Here is a 22,757-nt window from a genome sequence, read left to right as displayed (position 1 = left end):
TACATGGCATTGTGCCTGTGCCGTTTCAGTTAAGCACTCAAATGGCTCAAATACGTGACTAATCCTCTTTAACGGCCGCAAACCCAAGAAGTTGATGGTAGGGCCCGCCCAGACGCTTAACCGTCAGGCACAAAAAAAGCCGCGTCCCAACATGGGAAGCGGCTTTTTAGAAGTGACGCGGGTTTTAGTAACCCAGCGCGAAGTTCTCTTCTTTCATGTCCATCAAGTTATTCGCGCCCGACAACATGGTCACCACGTGAGTGCGAGTGCGCGGCAAGATGCGCTGGAAGTAGAAGCGCGCTGTTTGCAGCTTGGCCGTGTAGAACGCTTCTTCGGTGGTACCGGCAGCCAGTTTTTCAGCAGCCAATCGCGCCATGTCAGCCCAGAAATAAGCCAGGCAGGCATAACCGGAGTACATCAGGTAATCCACCGAAGCGGCACCGACTTCTTCACGGTCTTTCATAGCGGCCATACCGACCTTCATGGTCAACTCGCCCCATTCTTTATTCAGCGCAGCCAAGGGTTCGACGAACTCTTTAACCGCTTCATTGCCTTCGTTGGTCTGGCAGAACTTGTGGACGATCTTGGTGAAGCCTTTCAGCGCTTCGCCTTGAGTCATCAACACTTTGCGGCCCAACAGGTCCAGCGCCTGGATACCGGTGGTGCCCTCGTACAGCATCGAAATACGGCTGTCGCGGACGTTCTGCTCCATGCCCCACTCAGCAATAAACCCGTGGCCGCCGTAGATTTGCACGCCATGGTTAGCCGCTTCGAAGCCCACTTCAGTCATGAAAGCTTTGGCGATCGGCGTCATGAACGCCAGCAGGCCGTCAGCTTGCTTCTTCTGCTCAGCGTCTTGACCGTATTTAACGATGTCGACCAGCTTGGCAGTGAAGTAAACCATTGCACGGTTGCCTTCGGCGAAGGCTTTCATGGTCAACAGCATGCGGCGTACATCAGGGTGAACAATGATCGGGTCTGCCGCTTTCTCAGGCGCTTTCGGGCCAGTCAGCGAACGCATCTGCAAGCGATCACGGGCATATTTCAAGCCACCCTGAAAGCCGATCTCGGCGTGGGCAAGGCCCTGAAGTGCAGTTCCCAAACGCGCGGTGTTCATGAAAGTGAACATGCAGTTCAGGCCTTTGTTCGGCGCGCCGATCAAGAAGCCCGTGGCTGCATCGAAGTTCATCACGCACGTTGCGTTACCGTGGATACCCATTTTGTGTTCCAGGGAACCGCAGCTGACCGCATTGCGAGCGCCAACGCTACCGTCAGCGTTTGGCATGAACTTCGGCACGATGAACAGCGAGATACCTTTAGTGCCAGCCGGTGCATCCGGCAGGCGGGCCAGCACGATATGGACGATGTTGTCGGCCATGTCGTGTTCACCAGCAGAAATGAAGATCTTGGTGCCGGTCACTTTGTAGGAGCCGTCAGCTTGCGGTTCGGCCTTGGTGCGCAGCATGCCCAAGTCGGTACCGCAGTGCGATTCGGTCAGGCACATGGTGCCGGTCCATTCGCCCGAAACCAGCTTGGTCAGGTAAGCCTGTTGCTGTTCTTCAGTACCGTGCTCGGAAATGGTGTTCATCGCGCCGTGCGACAGGCCGGGGTACATGCCCCACGACCAGTTGGCTTCGCCGACCATTTCACTGACAGCCAGGCCGAGTGACTCTGGCAGGCCTTGACCGCCATGCGCCACGTCGTGCGCCAAGCTAGGCCAGCCGCCTTCCACGAATTGCTGGTAAGCCTGCTTGAAGCCCGTCGGGGTTTTCACGCCGGACTCGCTCCAGGTGCAGCCTTCAGAGTCGCCGACACGGTTCAACGGTGCCAACACCTGCTCACAAAACTTGGCGCCTTCTTCAAGAATGGCGTCAACCATGTCTGGAGTAGCGTCCTGGCAAGCCGGCAGGCTTTGATAATGCGCTTCGTAGCCGAGCAACTCGTCACGAACGAAGCGAATATCACGCAAGGGGGCCTTGTAGTCAGGCATAGCGATAACCTCTGCTGAGAATCCTGGAGCGAATGATCGGTCGATCAAACAGTTGTTTGAAACATACGTTTACGCCTAAACCTTGTCAAGCGCAGCGCACGCGCCGTTCATCGTCAAGCACTCTACAACGCCCACGCGAACACCGCAGCCATGGCACAGAGCACGCTTTTTAGCAGATGAAGTTTAGTTGAGCGCTAGGCAGAGGCGGGGATTGAAAGGGAATCAAGGTGCGACGTTGCACACCGATCAGGCAGAAATCAGGCGTGGGTGTCGATCAAGGTGCCGAGCACTTCGTCAGAAGCTTTAGCCACTTTTACACCCAGCTCGGACTGGATTTTAGCCAGAGAAAGCTCCACCGCGCTGCCCGCCAAGTCAGTTTGCTGACTGCGATCAACAGAATGCAGGCGCTCGACTTGCTGGTTCGACGATTGACTCTTCGCGGAAGAATCACCGGTACTGGTGGATACGCTGCTGGATGAGTCGTTGGAGACACTGGCGTCGGCAATCTGTGTAGCCGCGTGGTCAAGGCGTGCGAGCCCGGCCTGAATCAGGGTAACCCCGGACACAAAAGCACTGTTGCTGGAAATTTGCATGGCATGAACCTCAGTTCATATAACGAACACGAGTCATTGAAGCAGACCAAGCCGCAAAAGACCCGACAAAAAGACTAATGGCAATTGGCCGGGTGATAGTTAGAACAGACAGCCACCTTAGAGCCCGCGTGTTGGCGAGAGGCTGGATGACTGTGCATTTCACTGTGTGGGACCGAATTTATTCGGGAAGCGGTAGACCTGACACACCGAGTCAACCCATTCGCGAATGAATTCGCTCCCACAGATTCTTGAACAATGCACACGTTTCTGTAAGAGCTGCCGAAGACTGCGATAGGTCCGAAGGACTTTCGCCAACAAGTTGGCTCTCTTATCAAACTAGTTTTTAGTCTTTTTAAAACAATGGGTTGGCGCTGGGGTTGGCGTATATATCCGGCCTTTGTGGTTGCTGAGCTTATGGTTTCGCTTTTACAGCGAGTCACCTTTTTCAAACGCGGAACGCCAAAAAGGTAACCCAAAACGCTCGCCCCACCATGCGGGCCCTCGCTTAGGCTCGGTCTTCCCTCACTCCGGCGTCGCTCCGGGGGTCGCCGTGAGCGGCCGTCCCTGGCCGCGCACGGCTTACTCGGCATCCTTGCCTCGTTACCCCCTGCGCAACACCTGCGTTCGGCCGCATGGTTTCACGGGGCCTCTTTCCGCAATTCGATATTCAATTCACTGGCGATCTACAGGGAGGCGGCCATCTGTAGATACCAACTTGTTGGCGAAGGTCCTTCGGCCCTTGTCGCAGCCTTCGGCAGCGTCTACAAATGTGTGCATTGCGCGAAAAACCGTGGGACCGAATTTATTCGGGAAGGCTTCAGTCCTGACACGCTGCAACCTCAAACCACACAAAGTGCCAACCAGTTTGCTGCGCGACAGCGCGGCTGTCGAAGACGTGGCGGACCCTCCTACAGAGTCGTGCCACGACAACGCTTACTAATCCAACAACTCCAAATGCAGAAACTCCGCCACTGCTTCCGCCGTCGGTTTCTTCAATCGTGGCACCCGGCCCAAACAGGGCGCGGGCAGGCGTTCGGCCAAGGTGGCAAGATTCTCTTCCAGACGCGACGTCTTGCCGTCAATGATGTTGGCCACCCACCCCGCCAACTGCAAACCGTCCCGGGCGATGGCTTCGGCGGTCAGCAGCGCATGGTTGATGCAGCCCAAACGGACCCCAACCACCAGAATCACCGGCAGTTGCAACGCCACCGCAAGGTCGGACAGGTTGGCCTGGTCAGCCAGCGGTACTCGCCAGCCTCCAGCACCTTCGATCAGGGTGAAGTCCGCGCTTTTATTCAGCACGTTGCGCATGGGTTCAAGTAGCGATTGAACGGTCAGCGCGACACCCGCTTCTCGCGCAGCAAGGTGCGGGGCAATGGCGGGTTCAAACGCTATTGGATTGACTTCGTTGTACGTCAGCTTCACCGAACACTCCGCCATCAGCGCCAACGCGTCGCTGTTGCGCAAGCCATCCGGTCCGGCAACGCAGTCGGAAGCGACTGGTTTACCCGCCGCCGTGCTTAAGCCGGCCTGTCGGGCCGCATGCAGCAGCCCGACTGCAATTGTGGTCTTGCCGACGTCCGTATCGGTGCCCGTGATGAAGTAAGAACTGCTCATCTCAGTGCCTGCCCTTCATGGTTTTTCCAACACCGCGTAGACCACTTGGTAAGTGGCCGGCAGCCCTTCGCTATGGCGAAACCGTTCGTAAGCGTCGATCAGCCCCATTATGCGCGCACGACCGGTCAAACCGCCGGGCCGGCCAGGATTTAGGTTGTGTGCGCCCAAGGCTTTTAATTCATGGGTCAGGCTGCGGACATCCGGGTAATGCAGCACATGGGGTTGCACGTCGATACTGCGAACCCGCAACCCACTGGCGTTACAAAGCTGGCGGTAATCGTCGAATTGACGGAAGCGATTGACGTGGATCATTCCGTCTACCGCCTGCCAACTCTCGCGCAATTCATACAACGTACCGACGCATAAACTGGCAAACACCATCACGCCGCCCGGTTCCAATACACGCCGCGCTTCGCTGAGCACCGCGCCGAAATTTTCACACCACTGGACAGCCAGGCTGGAAAAAATCAATCCGCAAGAGTGGTCTGCCAGCGGTATTTGCTCGGCATCGCCCGTTACAAAATGCTGGGCACCACCCAAAGGACGCGCATGGCGCAGCATGCCTTCGGCGATATCCAGGGCAACGCCTTCGCTCCCGTCGAACGTTTGCGCCAGAATGCGGCTGAAATAACCCGTGCCGCTGCCAAGGTCTAACCAGCGCGACGGTTTCAATTCAGCGGGCAAACGTGCCAGCAGTTCGCTTCCGACCGCGCGTTGTAACTCGGCCACGCTGTCGTAACTGGCGGCGGCGCGGGAAAAAGACGCCGCTACCTGACGCTTGTCGGGCAACGCGCCGGTCTCGACGCTGGTTTTTTTGAAGAAGGACAAATCAGTCATCACCGGACTCGTGTAAAAACGCCTGGATTGCCGCAGCAACACCGTGTGGGTTTTCCAGAATGAACGCGTGGCTGGCCTGTTCGATCAAGCCGATTTCCACATCGGGCAGCACACTCAGTAGATCGCTTGCAGCCTCGGCCGGCACCAGCGCATCAAGCCCCGCAAACAGATGCAGTTGGGGCCCGCGATAGGCTTGCAGCGCTTTACGGGTATCGAGTTGTGCCAACAATTTCAAGCCATGCAGCAGCGCGTCGGGCGAAGTGTGCGGTGCGGCAGCGTTTAACAACCGGGCCAAACCACGAGGGTCTTCGGCGCCTTGAACGCACAGCAGGCTGAAACGTTTTAGTGTGCCCTGCGGATCAACCGAGCACCCGGCGAGAAACGCATCGAATGCCTCGGGCGACATCGCATGGGGCCAGTCGCTACGAGAAACGAAGGAGCTGTTACTGGCGAACGTCAGCAGACCACAGCAACGATCGGCACGACGCGCGGCCAGTTCCGTCGCCAACATCCCACCTAAAGACCAGCCCCCGAGCCAAGCATTGTCGGGCAATGTGGCATCGAGTTCATCAAGCACTTCGCTCAGCTCGATGTCGCCGAAAGCCGACAATTGGACATCGGGCAACGGTTCGATTTCTACCCGCAAATGCTCGTCGAGACCGCGCAACGCAGCGGCCAACGGCTCTAACGGTGAGATCCCTAAACCCCAGCCTGGTAGCAAAATCAGACGATCACGCATGGTCCGCTTCCACCAATTCGTGTTCACCGAGCAGCGGATAACACTGCGCCAATGCATTCAACAATAGCTGCACTTGCGCTTCGCTGTGGGCGGCGGACAAGGTGACACGTAAACGCGCACCGCCGGCAGGGACGGTTGGCGGGCGAATAGCGGTCACCAGCAGGCCACGATCACGCAACATCTGCGACAGGCGTAAAGCGCGTCCACTGTCACCGATAAGGATTGGCTGAATCGGCGTGAAGCTGTCCACCAGTTGCAGACCGATCTGTTGGGCTCCTTGGCGGAACTGCTGAATCAGACGTTGCAGGTGCTCGCGACGCCAATGTTCGCTGCGCAGAATTTCAAGGCTTTTTAGCGTGGCGCAGGCCAGCGCAGGCGGTTGGCTAGTAGTGTAAATGTAGGGCCGGGCGAACTGGATCAGGGTTTCGATCAGCTCTTCGCTGCCCGCGACGAAAGCGCCCGCCGTGCCAAAGGCTTTACCCAGCGTGCCGACCAATACCGGTACGTCTTCTATGCTCAAGCCAAAATGCTCGACAGCCCCGGCGCCGTTGGCGCCCAGCGGGCCAAATCCGTGGGCGTCATCCACCATCAGCCAGGCGCCTTTAGCTTTTGCCGCCTGGGCCAGCGCTGGCAGGTTAGCCAAATCGCCGTCCATGCTAAACACGCCATCGGTGACCACCAACGTATTGCCGCTGGCCTTCTCTAAACGTGAGTCGAGGCTGTTGGCGTCGTTGTGCAGATAGCGAGAAAACCGTGCGCCGCTGAGCAAACCAGCGTCCAGTAAAGAAGCATGATTTAGTCGGTCTTCGATGACCGAATCACCCTTCCCGACCAGCGCCGTGACCGCACCAAGGTTGGCCATGTAGCCGTTGGAAAACAGCAACGCACGAGGACGACCGGTCAAGTCGGCCAAGGCCTCTTCAAGTTCGTGGTGCGGGCTGCTGTGGCCGATCACCAAGTGCGAAGCGCCGCCGCCCACACCCCAGCGATCCGCGCCGGCTTGCCACGCGGCAATGACTTCAGGGTGATTGGCCAAGCCGAGGTAGTCGTTGTTACAGAACGCCAACAGCGGCTGACCATCGACCACCACTTCAGGGCCTTGGGGGCTTTGCAGCAATGGACGATGACGGTAAAGCTGTTCAGCGCGACGAACAGCCAGACGCGTGCGGAGATCGAAAGACATGCAGGCCTCATGGGTGTTTGGGTAGCGTTCCTGTAGGAGCCAACGTGTTGGCGAAGGCCTTGCGCGGCGTATCAGACACGCCGCCTCGCCAACGTTGGCTCCTACAGAGGTAAAGGCAAAATCAGACCGCAGTAGCGTCGTAAAACATTTCGCTGCTCTTTTGCTCGATCAACGCCTGCTCGATAGCGGCCTGATGCACTTCGTCTGAATGTTCCACCCCGGCTTCCGGAAGGATGCCCAGACGCGAGAACAGCTGCATGTCCTTGTCGGCTTGTGGGTTGGCAGTGGTCAGCAACTTGTCGCCATAGAAAATTGAATTGGCACCGGCGAAGAACGCCAGCGCTTGCATCTGTTCATTCATCGCTTCGCGGCCAGCGGACAGGCGCACGTGGGACTGCGGCATCATGATGCGCGCCACCGCCAGCATCCGAATGAAGTCGAACGGGTCGATGTCTTCGGCGTTTTCCAGCGGTGTACCGGCCACCTTGACCAACATGTTGATCGGCACCGATTCCGGATGCTCCGCCAGGTTCGCCAGTTGCATCAGCAGCCCGGCACGGTCATCAAGGCTTTCACCCATGCCCAGAATCCCGCCGGAACAGATCTTCATCCCCGACTCACGCACATAGGCCAAGGTCTGCAGACGCTCGCTATAGGTGCGGGTGGTAATGATGCTGCCGTAGAACTCTGGCGAGGTGTCGAGGTTGTGGTTGTAGTAATCCAACCCTGCGGTGGCCAGTGCGGCGGTTTGATCCTGATCGAGACGCCCCAAGGTCATGCAGGTTTCAAGGCCCATGGCTTTAACGCCTTTCACCATTTCCAGCACATACGGCATGTCTTTGGCAGACGGATGCTTCCAGGCCGCGCCCATGCAGAAACGCGTGGAGCCGATGGATTTAGCGCGTGCGGCCTCTTCCAGGACTTTCTGCACTTCCAGCAGCTTCTCTTTCTCCAGCCCGGTGTTGTAGTGGCCGGACTGCGGGCAGTATTTGCAATCTTCCGGGCAGGCCCCGGTTTTGATCGAGAGCAGCGTCGACACCTGAACCCGGTTGGCGTCGAAATGAGCACGGTGCACGGTCTGCGCCTGAAACAACAGGTCATTGAATGGCTGTAAGAACAGCGCTCTGACCTCGGCTAAAGTCCAGTCGTGACGCAGAGTGGCGGTGATGCTGGCGCTCATTGGGCGGCTCCTTGTTTGTTCTTGGCTTGCGCGAATGAGCGCGGTTAGAACACACGGTCATTCGGACTACACGGATGTTCGGCATATTTAAGGAAGAGCCATGCGCTGTCAACCACAGAGCACGCATCAGGTTTACATCTGGTTAAAAAACAAACAAACATGTTTATTGTGCGACGAGACCACAGACGCGTTATTTCCTATCTGTACCGGCTGTGAAACTGACCTGCCTTGGCTTGGAGACAGCTGTGAACGTTGTGCGCTGCCTATGCCAATGGCAGGCCTGACGTGCGGTCAATGCCAGCGACAGCCGCCTGCGTTCAGCGAAGTCGTGGTGCCGTGGGGTTACGACTTCCCCATCGACAGCCTGGTCACACGCTTTAAACATCAAGCCAAATGGCCCATGGGTCGGCTGCTTGCGCAGTTGCTCGGGCAAGCTCTGCAACACCGCTTTGCTGAGGGCCTTGCGCGCCCGGATTGTCTGCTGCCGGTGCCGCTTGCGAGTAAACGACTACGGCAGCGAGGTTATAACCAAGCCGAGATGCTGACCCGCTGGCTAGGCACGCAACTGGACTTGGCATCCGACGAGCGTTTGTTGCTTCGGGTACTGGAAACCCCAGCGCAGCAAGGATTGGACGCCAAAGCCCGTCAAAGCAATTTGCGCAAAGCGTTTGCCATCCGTCCCGGAGCACAGATAGAGGGCAAACATTTTGCGGTGGTGGACGATGTGTTAACCACCGGCGCAACGGTGAACGCCCTGTCGCGCTTGCTCATGGACGGGGGAGCAAGGCGGGTGGATATTTATTGCCTCGCGCGAACGCCAAAGCCTCAGGACTGATGCATGGCCAAGTCCCAAACTGTTTGCGGGGCTGACTTCTTCGCCAACACGTTGGCTCCTGCAGCCTCGGGCAAATCAGCGAATGTGTCAGGCGCAGCCTCATTGCGCTAACATATCGGGCCCGACGCGGCAGCCTGCTGCGCGCAGGAGTAAGCATGGCCCACCCGTTTGCAACACTCACGCCTGACTTGGTGCTCGATGCTGTCGAAAGCATTGGCTTTCTCAGCGACGCCCGCATCCTTGCGCTCAACAGTTACGAAAACCGTGTGTATCAAGTCGGCATCGAAGACGGCGAGCCGCTGATCGCCAAGTTCTACCGGCCGCAACGCTGGACCAATGAAGCCATTCTCGAAGAACACAGCTTCACCTTTGAGCTGGCTGAAGTTGATGTGCCAGTGGTTGCCCCCCTCGTACACAACGGCGAAACCCTGCACGAACATGCCGGCTTTCGTTTCACCTTGTTCCCACGCCGTGGCGGTCGGGCGCCAGAGCCGGGAAATCTGGATCAACTGTATCGCCTCGGGCAACTGCTCGGTCGCCTGCATGCGGTAGGCGCCACCAAGCCGTTTGAGCACCGCCAAGTGCTTGGTGTTAAAAATTTCGGCCACGACTCATTGGCCTTTCTGCTGGAAAACAACTGTATTCCGCGCAGTTTGTTGCCGGCGTATGAGTCAGTCGCCCGCGACTTGCTCAAGCGCGTCGAAGACGTTTACGCCGCCACGCCGCATAAAAATATCCGCATGCACGGCGACTGCCACCCCGGCAACATGATGGCCCGGGATGAAATGTTCCACATCGTCGACCTTGATGACTGCCGCATGGGTCCTGCGGCCCAAGACATTTGGATGATGCTCGCCGGTGATCGTCAGGAATGCTTGAGCCAGTTGTCCGAGTTGATGGACGGCTACAGCGAATTCCACGACTTCAATCCCCGCGAACTGGCGTTGATCGAACCGCTGCGCGCCCTACGCCTGATGCACTACAGCGCATGGCTCGCCCGGCGCTGGGACGACCCGGCCTTCCCGCACAGCTTTCCGTGGTTCGGTACCGAGCGTTACTGGGGCGATCAAGTGCTGGCATTGCGCGAACAATTGTCGGCACTCAACGAAGAACCACTAAAGCTGTTTTAGCCCTCGACCCAAGCGCCGCAGCCTCTGAGCAACGGCGCTCGCTTAAAGAAACTTCGCCTGATCATTCGCTGCGTAAGGAACATGCATGCACGCCGTTAACCCGCGTCGCGGGTACATTCTTGGCCTCACCGCCTACATCACTTGGGGCTTGTTCCCGCTTTATTTCAAAGCCATCGCCGCCGTCCCGTCAGTGGAGATTATTGTCCATCGGGTGCTGTGGTCAGCGTTGTGCGGCTCGTTGCTGCTGATGGTGTGGAAACATCCCGGTTGGTGGCGTGAGCTGCGCGACAACCCAGGTCGTTTGGCCATCCTCACGTTGAGCGGAAGCCTGATCGCAATCAACTGGCTGACCTACGTGTGGGCGGTGAATAACGGGCGGATGCTTGAAGCCAGTCTCGGCTACTACATCAACCCGCTGGTCAATGTGTTGCTGGGCATGCTGCTGTTGCGCGAACGCTTGCGTCCCTTGCAGTGGATGGCAGTAGGTCTGGCGGCGGTGGGCGTTGCCCAGCAAGTGTGGCAAGTCGGTAGTCTGCCGTGGGTTTCGCTGGTGCTGGCGTTGAGTTTTGCCTTCTACGGGCTGATCCGTAAACAGGCGCCAGTCGCCGCATTGCCGGGGTTGGTGGTGGAAACCTGGTTGTTGGTGCCACTGGCCATGGGCTGGATGTTGTTCAACCCGGCAGCCGCCAGCGCGCAAGCCAGCTTTTGGACCACCTCCGAAGCCTGGTGGTTGGCCGCTGCCGGGCCGATAACGGTCATGCCGCTGATTTGCTTCAACGCTGCCGCGCGGCATTTGCCTTACACCACACTGGGCTTCCTGCAATACGTAGCCCCCACGTTGGTATTGGCGTTAGCCGTGATGGTTTACGGTGAACAACTTTCGAGCACCACGTTGCTCGCGTTTGCGTTTATTTGGGCGGGATTGGCGGTCTACAGCGTCGATATCTGGCTGAGGTCTCGACGAAGCGCGCTACAGAACAACTGATCAAAAAACGCACAACTTGCTGTAAGCCACGTCGCCCGTGGCTTACAGCAATCTCTCCAGAGGTTATCCACAGCCTCGTTCAACCTATTTGTGCACAACCTATTGAAACTGTTGGTTTTTTGATCGTTTGCCAGCAAGCCTTTACCCACATGGCCCGCAGCACTGTCTCCCCAGGTTATCCACAGGCAGGTGCAGGTATAACGTGGATAACCTTTTCCGCTTGAGCGCGCTTGCCCGCGATCGGCTGCGCAGCAGTCGTCAATCGAACAGCTCAGTTCTTCAGCTGAAATAGCCTCGGCAATTGGGAACGCTTCGCGCTCCATCGCGGGCAAGCGCGCTCCCACAGGTCAAACATCGATGTGCCTGAAAGGCCGCGTCTTTATTTTTCGGTTTTCAGCACCAGCTCTACCATCAGATCGTCTGCCAAGGTTTCCAAGCGCTTTTGCAGCACTTCCAGCGACAACGTCAGCGGCACACCTAGAATCGCTTCGGCATGGAACAGCAACTCGCTGCTCATGGGTGCCGGGCTCACGCTGGTGACCAATCGCTCAAGGTTGACGCCTTGCTCTGCCAACACCCGAGTAATGTCACGGACGATGCCGGGGCGGTCGTTACCCACCAACTCCATCGCAATAGGTTTCCAGACGCAGGACTGCTCGATTTCACTTTGAGCGACCAGCACCCGAATGCCGTGAGCCGACAAGGCTTGTAAGGCGTCCAGCATTGCATCGTGGGATTCGGCAGGCACGCCGACTCTGACTACCCCGGCAAATTGCCCAGCTAAACGTGACATCCGGCTTTCCAGCCAATTACCACCATGCCCAGCGATGCACTCGGCGATGCGTTCAACCTGGCCCGGCTGATCCGGGGCAAATACGGTGATGACGAGATGATCCACGGTCAATCCTCTTATTCTGAAGGCGCCCACACGGTGATAGATGCAAACCGCTGGGGGGTCGGATCAGTATAGGCACGTGGCATACCCAGCAGGGTGAAACTAATCGTGTACCGTTTTAAGAATTATCTGGAACAATCCTCGTTATTTTTGAGAACATCTTGTTCCCCTAGTGACCGGCACTTAATTGTGGGTCGCCCAATGACGTTATTAGCCAGATTTTCACAACCCAATGCTTCATGTAGTATGCCGCAGCGCGCACTACATAACGTTTGATCGATGAAAAGCTAACCGCTGAGCAGAGTGAGGCAAGCAATGACTGAACACGTTCAAGTCGGTGGCCTTCAGGTCGCCAAAGTCCTGTTGGACTTCGTCAATAACGAAGCCATCCCAGGAACCGGCCTTGATGCCGCCACGTTCTGGACCGGCACCGAAAAGCTCATCAACGAGCTTGCGCCGAAGAACAAAGCCCTACTCGCCAAACGTGACGATTTCCAGGCGCAGATCGATGCCTGGCACCAATCCCAAGCAGGCGCTGCCCACAACGCAGCGGCTTATAAAGCCTTCCTGCAAGAAATAGGTTACCTGTTGCCAGAAGCAGCGGATTTCCAGATCACCACGCAAAACGTCGACGATGAAGTTGCCCGCATGGCGGGTCCACAGTTAGTGGTCCCGGTCATGAACGCGCGCTTCGCACTCAACGCCTCCAACGCACGTTGGGGTTCGTTGTACGACGCTTTGTACGGCACCGACGCCATCAGCGAAGCCGATGGCGCGGAAAAAACCAAGGGCTACAACAAAGTTCGCGGCGACAAGGTCATCGCATTCGCCCGCGCCTTCCTCAACGAAGCCGCGCCATTGGCTGCGGGCTCTCACGTCGACTCAACCGGCTATAAGGTGATTGACGGCAAGCTGGTCGTCGCCCTTAAGGGCGGGAGCAATTCTGGCCTGGCTGACGACGCGCAATTGATCGGCTTTCATGGCGAAGCGTCGGCGCCCACCACCCTTGTGCTTAAACACAACGGCCTGCATTTCGAGATCCAGATCGACGCCGACAGCCCCGTCGGCAAGACCGATGCGGCGGGCGTCAAAGACGTGCTGATGGAAGCCGCGCTGACCACCATCATGGACTGCGAAGATTCTATTGCCGCTGTCGATGCTGACGACAAAGTCGTGGTGTACCGCAACTGGCTGGGCCTGATGAAAGGCGACTTGGCCGAGCAAGTATCAAAAGGCGGCGAAACTTTCACCCGCACCATGAACGCCGACCGAACCTACACCACACCCAACGGTGGCGAGGTCAGCCTGCATGGCCGTTCATTGTTGTTCATCCGCAACGTCGGTCACCTGATGACCATCGACGCGATTCTCGACAAGGACGGCAACGAAGTCCCAGAAGGGATTCTCGACGGCTTGCTTACCAGCCTGGCCGCTATCCACAGCCTCAACGGCAAAAGCCAGCGCACCAACAGCCGCACGGGCTCGGTCTATATCGTTAAACCGAAAATGCACGGCCCGCAAGAAGCAGCGTTCACTAACGAGCTGTTTGGTCGCGTTGAAGACGTGCTGAACCTGCCGCGCAACACGCTCAAAGTCGGGATCATGGACGAAGAGCGCCGCACCACGGTCAACCTTAAGGCCTGTATCAAGGCTGCGAGTGAGCGCGTGGTGTTCATCAATACCGGTTTCCTTGATCGCACGGGCGATGAAATTCATACGTCCATGGAAGCAGGCCCGGTTGTGCGCAAAGCACAGATGAAAGCCGAGAAGTGGATCAGCGCCTACGAAAACTCAAATGTCGATATCGGCTTGAGCTGCGGCCTGCAAGGCCGTGCGCAAATCGGTAAGGGCATGTGGGCCATGCCTGATCTGATGGCCGCGATGCTTGAGCAGAAAATTGCTCACCCACTGGCGGGTGCAAACACGGCGTGGGTGCCTTCGCCAACGGCTGCTGCGCTGCACGCGTTGCACTATCACAAAGTCGATGTGTTCGCCCGCCAGGCCGAATTGGCCAAACGCGCTCCCGCTTCGGTCGACGACATCCTGACCATTCCGTTGGCGCCGAACACTGACTGGACGCCCGAAGAGATCCAGAACGAACTGGACAACAACGCTCAGGGCATCTTGGGTTACGTGGTGCGCTGGATCGATCAGGGCGTTGGTTGCTCGAAGGTGCCGGACATCAACGACATTGGCCTGATGGAAGACCGCGCCACGCTACGGATTTCCAGCCAGCACATCGCCAACTGGTTGCGCCATGGTGTGGTCAACGAAACCCAGGTGGTCGAAAGCCTCAAGCGCATGGCACCGGTAGTCGACCGGCAGAATGCCAACGACCCGCTGTACCGCCCGCTGGCGCCGGATTTCGACAGCAACATTGCGTTCCAGGCGGCGCTTGAATTGGTGATCGAGGGGACTAAACAACCCAACGGCTACACCGAACCCGTGCTGCACCGTCGACGTCGTGAGTTCAAGGCAAAAAACGGGCTGTAGGTAAACGACCCTCGCGGTCTATCGTGATCCCGAGGTGCTGCATTCGCGAATGAATTCGCTCCCACTGAGATTTCTGTGGGGGCGAATTCATTCGCGAAACCTTTCAACTGATCCTCAACTCCCGCCGGACCAGTTCCAGCACCCGCTGGGTATCAATCGGCTTTAGCAAAAAATCCACCACGCTCAAATGCATCGCCTCAATAGCGTCTTCAACCTCGGCATCGCCCGATACGATGATGATGGGCAAGGCTGCCATCGGCGATTCCCGCACTTGACGAATCAGATCCAAACCGTTGCACGGTGCCATGCGCAAGTCAGTGATCAATAGCCCGATGGACCTGCGGTGCTCAAGCAAACTCATTGCCGAAACGCAATCTGAAGCCGTGATGCAACTGACGCCATTCGAACTGAGAAATTCGGCCAACAGCTCTCGTGCGTCTTTATTGTCATCGACGATAAGTACTCGTTGTTGCTCAAGCGGATCGGACGTTTGCATCGCGTCGTTGATCGCTTCGCGCTCTTCATCACTTAACAGGTCAAGCTCAGTCATACAGGTCTCATTGATTCCCCACACTGGTAGGACAGCGAATCAAACATCATGCGCTGTACGCTTCGTCGGCTTTGTACCTGATCCTCGCGCAAAACTCACGCGAAAATCCGAGCACTTGAGTCGGGTATTTTCACTCTAGTTCATTAACGCGATCCTAGACTTACGTCCAATGGGCACTTTCTCGTTAGCGGCCGACCATGACTCTCGAAAACCGACTCTAAAAATTGTTCTACATAAGCGGTCATGGTCATGCGTAAGGCAGATGCTTTCAATCAGGCAGGCAAGACAGCGGTGCTGCAAAACATACACGGCACTATTCAATTCCTGCAAAAGTTCCCACCTTTCAACCAGATGGAAAACGCGCACCTCGCGTATCTGGTCGAACAGTGCCAACTGCGTTTTTACGCGGCCGACGAATGCATCATCAAACCTGCCGACGGCCCGGTAGAACATTTTTACATCGTCAAAACCGGCCGAGTCGTGGGCGAACGTACGCACCCTGCGAAAAGCGAAACCGAGACCACGTTCGAAATTTCCACCGGAGAGTGTTTTCCGCTGGCTGCGCTGCTGGGCGAACGCGCCACGCGCACCGAACATCTCGCGGCCGAAGACACCTTTTGCCTGCAGTTGAACAAATTAGCGTTCATCAAACTGTTCGCGCTCTCCAGCGAGTTTCGTGACTTCGCCTTACGGGGTGTCAGCAGCCTGCTGGAGCAGGTCAACCAACAAGTCCAGCAACGCGCCGCAGAAGCACTCGGCACTCAGTATTCGTTGAATACTCGCCTCGGCGAACTGGCGATGCGTCACCCCGTGACCTGCAGCCCGGACACTCCGTTGCGCGAAGCGGTCAAGCTGATGCATGAGCAACAGGTCGGCAGCATTGTGATCGTCGATGAGCGCAAGGCGCCGCTGGGCATTTTCACCCTGCGCGACCTGCGCCAGGTCGTGGCCGATGGCACGGGAGACTTCGGTTTGCCCATCGAAAAAAACATGATTCAGAAACCATTTTTTCTCAGCCCCGATGCCAGCGCATTTGATGCCGCTATCGCGATGACCGAACGGCATATCGCTCATGTCTGTCTGGTGAAAGACCAGCGTCTGTGTGGCGTGGTGTCCGAACGCGATTTGTTTTCTTTGCAGCGCGTGGACCTGGTTCATTTGGCGCGGACCATTCGCAGCGCGACGAAAATTGAAAGCCTGGCCAACCTGCGCGGCGAAATTGTGCAACTGGTCGATCGGATGCTGGCCCACGGTGCTTCGTCGACGCAGATTACCCAGATCATCACCCTGCTCAACGACCATACGGTGTGCCGGGTCATCGAACTGACGGTGTTGGAAAAAGGCGACCCCGGTATTCCATTCAGCTGGCTGTGTTTTGGCAGCGAAGGTCGCCGCGAGCAAACGCTGTATACCGATCAGGACAACGGCATCTTGTTCGAGGCCAATGACGCAGCCGAAGCCGCGGCCATCCGGGCGAAGTTGCTGCCCTTGGCGCAACAGATCAATCAAAGTTTGGCGCAGTGCGGATTTACCCTGTGCAAAGGCAACATCATGGCCGGCAACCCCGACTTGTGCCTGTCGCGCTTGGAATGGTCGCGACGTTTTGCTGCCTTCATTCGAGAAGCCACGCCGGAAAATCTTCTGGCTTCCAGCATCTACTTTGATTTGCGGGTGGTGTGGGGCGATGAGCGCAGCGTTGATCAACTGCGGCGCGGGATTCTCGACCAAGTGGCTGACAACCGATTGTTTCAACGCATGATGGCCGATAACGCGCTTCGTCAGCGGCCGCCAGTCGGGCGCTTTCGAGATTTTGTACTCGCTCGCAAAGGCGGCGAAAAAGCCACGTTGGACTTGAAAGTCCAGGGCCTGACGCCGTTTGTTGATGGCGCACGCCTGCTCGCCCTGGCCAATGGCGTTGAAGCCAACAACACCCTTGAACGCTTGCGCCAGTTGGTCGACAAAGAAGTTATCGAGCCGCTGGACGGCGCCGCTTATGAAGAGGCGTACCATTTCATTCAGCAAACCCGGATGCAGCAACACCAATTGCAAAGTCGACAAAACCTGCCCTATTCAAATCGCGTCGACCCGGACATTCTCAACCACTTGGATCGGCGTATTTTGCGCGAGTCACTGCGTCAGGCTCAACGCCTGCAAAGCAGCCTGACATTGCGCTATCAGTTATGAATTTATTCGCCTGGTTACGCAGTGCTAGACCCACCCTCGACGCCCGCCAACAGCAGCGCCTGGACAATCTGGCGACCTGCGCGTCCGTCAATGACGACCCCTTGCGTCAACAGCGATGGGTGGTGCTTGACCTGGAAACCAGTGGCCTGAACCTTAACCGTGACGTGGTGTTATCCATCGGCGCGGTGGTGATCGAGGACGGTGGCATCGACTTTGGCCAACAATTCGAACGCACGCTGCTGCGCCCGGATCACAAACTCAGCCCCAGCGTGTTGTTGCATGGTTTGGGCCCCAGCGCCATTGCCGCTGGCAGCGAACCGGTGGATGCCTTGTTGGACCTGATGGAATTTGTCGGCAACAGTCCGCTGATGGCTTTTCACGCTTCGTTCGACCAACACATGCTGAGTCGTGCGTTGAAAGACAGCCTTGGGTATCGCTTACAGCACCGCTTTTTCGACGTGGCGCAGATGGCACCGATGCTGTTTCCTAACGCAAATATTCGACACGCCGGCCTTGATGACTGGACCGCGTTTTTTGGCTTGCACGCGGACGAGCGCCATCATGCCAGCGCCGACGCCTTGGTCACTGCCGAATTGGCACTGATCCTGTTCAGCCATGCCCGCAAGCAGCAAATAGACAGTTCAGCGCGCCTGGAACAAAGCCTCTGCCACTGGCGCCGTCGCCAGCAGTCACATTCGTTCTGACCTTCCCGCCGCTTTCAAATTTGTCTCTGGGCAATCCATACAAACTGGGTGGCACTTTGTTTAGTTTGAGGCTGCAGCGTGTCAGGAATGAAGCCTTCCCGAATGAATTCGGCCCCACAGTTTTTCGAGCAATGCACACATTTTGTAGGAGCTGCCGACGGCTGCGAAGCCGGTACGGCGCTTGGATTTTACTGATACCCGTTGCTAGCAAGCAGCCGTAGATTTCTGTGGGAGCAGGCTTGCCTGCGAAGAGGCCCGTCATCGAGCCGCTGAGCCGCTGAGGTCGACCTGAAATTTGGGTCGCCTGCAATGACGCTTTCGTTGGCAAGCCAACGGAGGAGACTTCGGCAGACAGGAAAGGGTAGGCACGGAAAGTCTTATCGCAGCCTTCGACAACTCCTGCAGGAGCCAAATTGTTGGTCCCTACAGAGTTCTGAGCTGCGATGTCGCGTTATCAGAAATCGATTGAGCCCGACAACTTCACCAGACGCGGGTCGCCTTGGGTCAGGTAGCCACCCAGTGCTGAAGCCCAGTAATCCTTGTTCGCAACGTTCTCGACAGTGGCACGTACGGTGACATCACGCTGATCGACTTTGAAGTTGTAACGAGCACCAACATCGAAGCGGTTCCATGTCGGTAGGCTGAGGTTGTTGGCCGCATCGGCGTATTGACCGCCAGTGCGCAGCATCAGCCCGTTCAGGGAAACACCCTGCAAACCAGGCACGTCCCAATCAACTGAGGCGTTGAACTGGAAGGTTGGAACACCGATGGCGCGATGGCCGTCGTTGGTCCCGCCCTGAGTGTCCTGCAACTCGGTTTCCATGCGCGTCAAACCGGTGAGCAAACGCAGCCCTTCAATCGGCTCGCCGAACACATTCAGCTCAACCCCTTTGTTGATCTGCTCACCGTCATGAACATAGACAGCGGTAGTGGGGTTAACCAGTTGAGAATAACCGGCGCTCGGCTGGGAGATTCGGTAAACACCCAGGCTTGCCCCATAGGTGCCCATGTCCAGTTTTACGCCCGCTTCCGTCTGTTTCGAACGTGCCGGGGCGAATACTTGGGTGCCATTGATAACCTTCGCCCCACCTGCCGATGTCGGCGCAGTAGGCCCTTGCGCCAACCCTTCGATATGGTTGGCATAGAGGGACACATGCTCCCACGGCTTGATCACAATCCCGTAAACCGGCGTGGTAATCGATTCATCGTAGAACGCTGTGCGACTGCTGTCGCCGTAGCTATAACCTTCTACGATCAGCTCTTGGCGGCGCACGCCAAGCGTCAGCAGTACCCGATCATCGATAAAGCCCAACGTGTCGGACACCGCACCACTGCGAACGATGGTTTTGCCAACAACATTTGGATCGCCCAGATCGCCTCCGGCGAAGTTGCCCACTGGCTCAGGTGGATTAACCGGGTCATAGATATTGGTGGCGTGTGCCGTCAGGTCAAAATTGTAGGCGCTGCGCTGTGAAGTCCAGATGCCTGCCAGGCCGAAGTTGAGCTTGTGGCTAACAGAGCCGGTCTGAAACGCACCGTTCAAGCCAGCCATGGCACTGGTGTTGTCTTCGATGTGCGGGATGAACGACCCGGTGACCTTGGCATTGCCGTTGTTGCCAATCAAGGTGACCGAAGAGTAGTCCCCCGTTTCACGGGTATGTTTCTGGCCGGCTGCGGCGTACGCCGTCCAGTTATCGTTCAAGTCGTATTCGGCGCGCATCATGCCGAAGGTGTCTTGGATCTCGGTGTAACCCCATTTAGGGTTGTAATTGGTGGTGGACGAAGGGGCGTCAGGTATATGGGTCGCAGTGCCCAGAAACACTGTGTTTCGGCCTCCGTTGACGCGCTCGCTCTGGTAGGCGAAGTCGCCGGAGACACGCAGTGCGTCGCCGCGATAATCCAGGCCAATGGAGAACAGTTTGGCGCGATTGCTTTCGTCGTCGATGGCGGTGTCGCCTTCGCGCTGCGCCAAATTCACCCGTGCGCCAAATTGATTGCCCTCACCAAAGCGCTGACCCAAATCCAAGTGTTCGCCAATCCGACCGTCAGAGCTGATGTCCGTGCTCAGGCGGCGCAACGGAACATCGTCCGCGCGTTTAGGTTGCAAGTTCACACCGCCGCCGATACCGGAGCCGGTCGGGGTTACGCCATTGATAAACGCGTTGGGGCCTTTGAACACTTCTACGCGCTCTAGCGCATCGGTGGAGATGATCTGACGCGGCAGCACGCCATACAAACCGTTGTAAGAGATGTCGTCGGAGTTCAGCGGTAAACCACGAATCACGAACACCTGCGCCTGGTTGGCATAGCCGCTGGCCTGACGAACCGATGAGTCGTTCAACAGAACGTCGCCCACTGTTTCGGCTTGCTGGTCGCGGATCAGTTTTTCGGTGTAGGACGTCGTGCTGAACGGGACGTCCATGATGTCCTGGTTACCCAAAACACCCAATTGCGCGCCACGGGCGACTTGCCCGCCTGCATACACCGCAGGGAGGTCGGTCGTCGGCGCAGTGGCCTGCGCATCAATGTTTACGTCACCCAACACAACTGCGCCGCTCCCTTGAGTAGTGCCCGCATCCTGCGTCTTGTCGGTAGTCGCACCTTGAGCACTGATCGTTAGCGAGCAGAGCAAGGCAAGTAAGGTCGGGCGCAAGGGAAAGCCTGGTTGAGCGGGAGTGAGCATGGTCGATCCTGAGGGAGGGGCCGTTGAGCATTTAGGGGAGAGGACGACGAGCAGTGAGAATGACTGAGCAGCGTGAGCGGGACAGTAATGAGAATGATAAGTTCTATCATTATCTCTTGCAAACATTTTGTAATACTTAACCCCCTGCAAGACCCTCCGATGAGCGCTAATTGCTTCCCACACCGCGCTCTGACACAATCGCGAAATATTCTCGTTAGTATTAGAGTTATCATCCGGGGCCGTACGTGTCGCCAGTCCAAAGCCGTCATACCGAGCGTGTCAGCACGCTGTATCGCGATCATCGAAGCTGGCTGCTGTCTAGGCTGAAGCACAACATCGCCTGCCCCCATCGCGCCGAAGATTTAAGCCAAATTTCGATGGCTTCGGCATGGGCGCTGGCGTGCGTTATGTCGGCGACACCTTCGGCAACGCTGCCAATACCTCCAACGCCCACGTCAGCTCGTACACCCTCTACGACGCTGCGGTGCATTGCGACCTCGGCCGTTTGAACAACAGCCTCAAGGCGTCTCGGTGGCAGTCAACGCAAACACTGTGTTTAACAAAGATCACCTGTCGACCTGCGATGGCACGTGGTGTTACTACGGCGACCAACGCAACGTGCTGACCAGCCTCAACTACAAGTGGTAACGATCCTCGGGCTTTAAACCGAGCGCGTAAAACAGGGCCACTTAAGGCAGTGGCTCTTCGCTTTTGGAAAAAACATGAAAAGCCAAACCATCCGCCGCTGGTCTACCGTCCACACCTGGACCAGCCTGATCTGCACCGTGTTTCTGCTGATGCTGGCAGTCACCGGGTTGCCACTGATTTTTCACCATGAAATTGATCATTTATTAGGCAACACCCCCGAATTCAAACAGATGCCGGCCAATACGCCGTCGCTGAGTCTGCAACAGCTGGTCCTCGCCGCCGAAGCGCATCGCCCGGGCGAAGTCTTGCAATATTTTGGCTGGGACGATGACACCCCTAACGCCGTGACCGCGATCATGGCCACCACCGCCGGGACTGAACCGAACGCGTCCCACACCTTTGTGCTCGATGCCCGCACCGGCGAAGCCTTCGAAAAAGCCTCGGCCAACGGCGGCTTCATGATGATCATGCTGCGCCTGCACACCGACATGTACGCAGGCCCGTGGGGCATGCTGTTTCTCGGCGCGATGGGGTTGATGTTCATCGCCGCCATTGTCTCGGGCGTGGTGCTGTATGCGCCGTTCATGCGCCGCTTGAAATTTGCCAGCGTGCGCCAGAACAAATCCAGCCGCGTGCGCTGGCTCGACCTGCATAACCTGATTGGCGTCGTCACCCTGACCTGGGCATTGGTGGTCGGAGTGACGGGCGTGTTCAACGCCTGTGCCGACCTGGTGATCACCGCATGGCGCAACGACAGCCTGGCCGCCATGATCGCGCCCTACCGCGACGCCCCGCCCTTGCTGAGTCGCGCGCCCGCCACCCGCTTGCTGGACATCGCCGAAGCGGCTGTTCCCGGCATGCAAGCAGATTTCATTGCGTTCCCCGGCACTCGTTTTTCCAGCGAACACCACTACGCGGTGTTCATGAAAGGCGCCAGCCACCTGACATCGCACCTGTTGACCCCGGTGCTGATCGACGCCTGCGACTTGCACGTCACCGCCATCGTCGACCGCCCGTGGTACATGGACGCCCTCCTCATGTCCCAACCGCTGCACTTCGGCGACTACGGCGGCATGCCGATGAAAGTGTTGTGGGCCGTGCTGGATGTGCTGACCATCATCGTCCTCGGCAGCGGCGTGTACCTGTGGTGGGTTCGACGCCGGGCTACGACCTTGGTTCGTGTCGACACGTCTCAGGCGGAGACTGCCCGATGAAGGCTAAACGTACGAGCAACTGGAGCGTGTTTGCGCACCCGATCTGGATGGGTTTACTGATGGCGGCGGGGCTTTTTGCTGCGTTGCTCGGCAACGGGGCGTGGGACATGTTGTCGTGGGTCGGGATGGGGATTCCGGCGGTGTTGAGTGTACGAGGGTTGTTTTCCCGGTATGGGAAGGTTCGCTCGCGCTAGAAATCCAGTACTTGGGTTTCGGCTTAATAGGGTTGTCTTAGCCCCCGAACGTTAAGCGTGGGCAACCACCTACAAGATGACCGGAGGCGTCCTACACCAACTG

At 57.4% G+C, this 22,757-nt stretch carries 18 protein-coding genes and 2 pseudogenes; 10 read left to right on the top strand and 10 right to left on the bottom strand.

Annotated elements, in window-relative coordinates; translation table 11 throughout:
* Positions 1-184: 184 nt before the first annotated feature.
* The 7 genes from RHM65_RS08165 to bioB form a co-directional block, all read right to left on the bottom strand.
* Positions 185-1,990, bottom strand: coding sequence for a phenylacyl-CoA dehydrogenase (locus RHM65_RS08165; protein ID WP_322166450.1), 1,806 nt, complete (start codon positions 1,988-1,990; stop codon positions 185-187).
* 257 nt (positions 1,991-2,247) lie between these two features.
* Positions 2,248-2,583, bottom strand: coding sequence for a pyrroloquinoline quinone biosynthesis protein PqqE (locus tag RHM65_RS08160; RefSeq protein WP_322184684.1), 336 nt, complete (start codon positions 2,581-2,583; stop codon positions 2,248-2,250).
* A 936-nt stretch (positions 2,584-3,519) separates the two neighbouring features.
* Positions 3,520-4,200 carry a dethiobiotin synthase gene (gene bioD, locus RHM65_RS08155; protein WP_322166452.1) on the bottom strand — a complete coding sequence of 227 codons (681 nt, stop codon included), beginning with the start codon at positions 4,198-4,200 and terminating at the stop codon, positions 3,520-3,522.
* A 15-nt stretch (positions 4,201-4,215) separates the two neighbouring features.
* A complete protein-coding gene (gene bioC / locus RHM65_RS08150) occupies positions 4,216-5,037 on the bottom strand; it encodes a malonyl-ACP O-methyltransferase BioC (protein WP_322184682.1) in 822 nt (273 codons plus the stop codon).
* On the bottom strand, positions 5,030-5,776 hold the full coding sequence (locus RHM65_RS08145) for an alpha/beta fold hydrolase (RefSeq protein WP_322184680.1): 747 nt from the start codon (positions 5,774-5,776) through the stop codon (positions 5,030-5,032). Before RHM65_RS08145 ends, bioC begins: the two co-directional genes overlap by 8 nt.
* Positions 5,769-6,959 carry an 8-amino-7-oxononanoate synthase gene (gene bioF, locus RHM65_RS08140; RefSeq protein WP_322184678.1) on the bottom strand — a complete coding sequence of 397 codons (1,191 nt, stop codon included), beginning with the start codon at positions 6,957-6,959 and terminating at the stop codon, positions 5,769-5,771. Before bioF ends, RHM65_RS08145 begins: the two co-directional genes overlap by 8 nt.
* A gap of 121 nt (positions 6,960-7,080) precedes the next feature.
* On the bottom strand, positions 7,081-8,139 hold the full coding sequence (gene bioB / locus RHM65_RS08135) for a biotin synthase BioB (RefSeq protein ID WP_322184676.1): 1,059 nt from the start codon (positions 8,137-8,139) through the stop codon (positions 7,081-7,083).
* A gap of 100 nt (positions 8,140-8,239) precedes the next feature.
* On the opposite strand from bioB, the gene RHM65_RS08130 reads away from it, so the two are divergent.
* From RHM65_RS08130 to rarD, 3 genes are all read left to right on the top strand, one after another.
* Positions 8,240-8,974, top strand: a complete 735-nt coding sequence (locus RHM65_RS08130; RefSeq protein WP_322184674.1) for a ComF family protein — start codon at positions 8,240-8,242, stop codon at positions 8,972-8,974.
* Between the two features lie 155 nt (positions 8,975-9,129).
* Positions 9,130-10,104: a serine/threonine protein kinase gene (locus tag RHM65_RS08125; RefSeq protein WP_322184671.1), complete on the top strand. Its 975-nt coding sequence runs from the start codon at positions 9,130-9,132 to the stop codon at positions 10,102-10,104.
* Between the two features lie 85 nt (positions 10,105-10,189).
* Entirely contained in the window at positions 10,190-11,089 is a 900-nt protein-coding gene (gene rarD, locus RHM65_RS08120) for an EamA family transporter RarD (RefSeq protein ID WP_322184669.1), read from the top strand.
* Positions 11,090-11,468: 379 nt separating this feature from the next.
* On the opposite strand, the gene RHM65_RS08115 is transcribed toward rarD, so the two are convergent.
* Positions 11,469-11,987: a glycine cleavage system protein R gene (locus tag RHM65_RS08115; RefSeq protein ID WP_322184667.1), complete on the bottom strand. Its 519-nt coding sequence runs from the start codon at positions 11,985-11,987 to the stop codon at positions 11,469-11,471.
* Between the two features lie 312 nt (positions 11,988-12,299).
* Here RHM65_RS08115 and RHM65_RS08110 point away from each other — a divergent pair, with 312 nt between their 5' ends.
* Entirely contained in the window at positions 12,300-14,477 is a 2,178-nt protein-coding gene (locus RHM65_RS08110; RefSeq protein WP_322184665.1) for a malate synthase G, read from the top strand.
* 103 nt (positions 14,478-14,580) lie between these two features.
* Here RHM65_RS08110 and RHM65_RS08105 read toward each other — a convergent pair whose 3' ends face one another.
* On the bottom strand, positions 14,581-15,027 hold the full coding sequence (locus tag RHM65_RS08105; protein WP_322166462.1) for a response regulator: 447 nt from the start codon (positions 15,025-15,027) through the stop codon (positions 14,581-14,583).
* Between the two features lie 249 nt (positions 15,028-15,276).
* Between RHM65_RS08105 and RHM65_RS08100 the strand changes: the two genes are divergently transcribed.
* Together RHM65_RS08100 and RHM65_RS08095 are read left to right on the top strand one after the other, a co-directional pair.
* A complete protein-coding gene (locus tag RHM65_RS08100; RefSeq protein ID WP_322184663.1) occupies positions 15,277-17,211 on the top strand; it encodes a putative nucleotidyltransferase substrate binding domain-containing protein in 1,935 nt (644 codons plus the stop codon).
* Positions 17,208-17,915 carry a 3'-5' exonuclease gene (locus tag RHM65_RS08095; protein WP_322166464.1) on the top strand — a complete coding sequence of 236 codons (708 nt, stop codon included), beginning with the start codon at positions 17,208-17,210 and terminating at the stop codon, positions 17,913-17,915. The genes RHM65_RS08100 and RHM65_RS08095 overlap by 4 nt, the downstream gene beginning before the upstream one ends.
* Before the next feature lie 454 nt (positions 17,916-18,369).
* Here the strand turns inward: RHM65_RS08095 and RHM65_RS08090 are convergent, their stop codons facing one another.
* On the bottom strand, positions 18,370-20,598 hold the full coding sequence (locus RHM65_RS08090) for a TonB-dependent siderophore receptor (RefSeq protein ID WP_322184661.1): 2,229 nt from the start codon (positions 20,596-20,598) through the stop codon (positions 18,370-18,372).
* Positions 20,599-20,843: 245 nt separating this feature from the next.
* Between RHM65_RS08090 and RHM65_RS08085 the strand changes: the two are divergent.
* From RHM65_RS08085 to RHM65_RS08070, 4 genes and pseudogenes are all read left to right on the top strand, one after another.
* Positions 20,844-20,969, top strand: a pseudogene (locus RHM65_RS08085) (RNA polymerase subunit sigma); the annotation flags it as partial.
* Positions 20,970-20,974: 5 nt separating this feature from the next.
* Positions 20,975-21,246, top strand: a pseudogene (locus tag RHM65_RS08080) (TonB-dependent siderophore receptor); the annotation flags it as partial.
* A 74-nt stretch (positions 21,247-21,320) separates the two neighbouring features.
* A complete protein-coding gene (locus tag RHM65_RS08075) occupies positions 21,321-22,460 on the top strand; it encodes a PepSY domain-containing protein (RefSeq protein ID WP_322166466.1) in 1,140 nt (379 codons plus the stop codon).
* Entirely contained in the window at positions 22,457-22,654 is a 198-nt protein-coding gene (locus tag RHM65_RS08070) for a hypothetical protein (protein ID WP_322166467.1), read from the top strand. Before RHM65_RS08075 ends, RHM65_RS08070 begins: the two co-directional genes overlap by 4 nt.
* Positions 22,655-22,757 lie beyond the last annotated feature (103 nt).

Origin of the sequence: Pseudomonas sp. CCI4.2 (assembly GCF_034350045.1) — a bacterium.
Taxonomy (GTDB): domain Bacteria; phylum Pseudomonadota; class Gammaproteobacteria; order Pseudomonadales; family Pseudomonadaceae; genus Aquipseudomonas.
The sequence above is the reverse complement of the archived record's forward strand: the minus strand, read 5'-3'. Positions and strand labels throughout refer to the sequence as shown.

Coding starts and splice junctions, on each gene's coding strand:
- RHM65_RS08165 (WP_322166450.1), bottom strand. CDS start 1,990: ATGCCTGACTACAAGGCCCCCTTGCGTGATATTCGCTTCGTTCGTGAC.
- RHM65_RS08160 (WP_322184684.1), bottom strand. CDS start 2,583: ATGCAAATTTCCAGCAACAGTGCTTTTGTGTCCGGGGTTACCCTGATT.
- bioD (WP_322166452.1), bottom strand. CDS start 4,200: ATGAGCAGTTCTTACTTCATCACGGGCACCGATACGGACGTCGGCAAG.
- bioC (WP_322184682.1), bottom strand. CDS start 5,037: ATGACTGATTTGTCCTTCTTCAAAAAAACCAGCGTCGAGACCGGCGCG.
- RHM65_RS08145 (WP_322184680.1), bottom strand. CDS start 5,776: ATGCGTGATCGTCTGATTTTGCTACCAGGCTGGGGTTTAGGGATCTCA.
- bioF (WP_322184678.1), bottom strand. CDS start 6,959: ATGTCTTTCGATCTCCGCACGCGTCTGGCTGTTCGTCGCGCTGAACAG.
- bioB (WP_322184676.1), bottom strand. CDS start 8,139: ATGAGCGCCAGCATCACCGCCACTCTGCGTCACGACTGGACTTTAGCC.
- RHM65_RS08130 (WP_322184674.1), top strand. CDS start 8,240: ATGCGCTGTCAACCACAGAGCACGCATCAGGTTTACATCTGGTTAAAA.
- RHM65_RS08125 (WP_322184671.1), top strand. CDS start 9,130: ATGGCCCACCCGTTTGCAACACTCACGCCTGACTTGGTGCTCGATGCT.
- rarD (WP_322184669.1), top strand. CDS start 10,190: ATGCACGCCGTTAACCCGCGTCGCGGGTACATTCTTGGCCTCACCGCC.
- RHM65_RS08110 (WP_322184665.1), top strand. CDS start 12,300: ATGACTGAACACGTTCAAGTCGGTGGCCTTCAGGTCGCCAAAGTCCTG.
- RHM65_RS08105 (WP_322166462.1), bottom strand. CDS start 15,027: ATGACTGAGCTTGACCTGTTAAGTGATGAAGAGCGCGAAGCGATCAAC.
- RHM65_RS08100 (WP_322184663.1), top strand. CDS start 15,277: ATGCGTAAGGCAGATGCTTTCAATCAGGCAGGCAAGACAGCGGTGCTG.
- RHM65_RS08095 (WP_322166464.1), top strand. CDS start 17,208: ATGAATTTATTCGCCTGGTTACGCAGTGCTAGACCCACCCTCGACGCC.
- RHM65_RS08090 (WP_322184661.1), bottom strand. CDS start 20,598: ATGCTCACTCCCGCTCAACCAGGCTTTCCCTTGCGCCCGACCTTACTT.
- RHM65_RS08075 (WP_322166466.1), top strand. CDS start 21,321: ATGAAAAGCCAAACCATCCGCCGCTGGTCTACCGTCCACACCTGGACC.
- RHM65_RS08070 (WP_322166467.1), top strand. CDS start 22,457: ATGAAGGCTAAACGTACGAGCAACTGGAGCGTGTTTGCGCACCCGATC.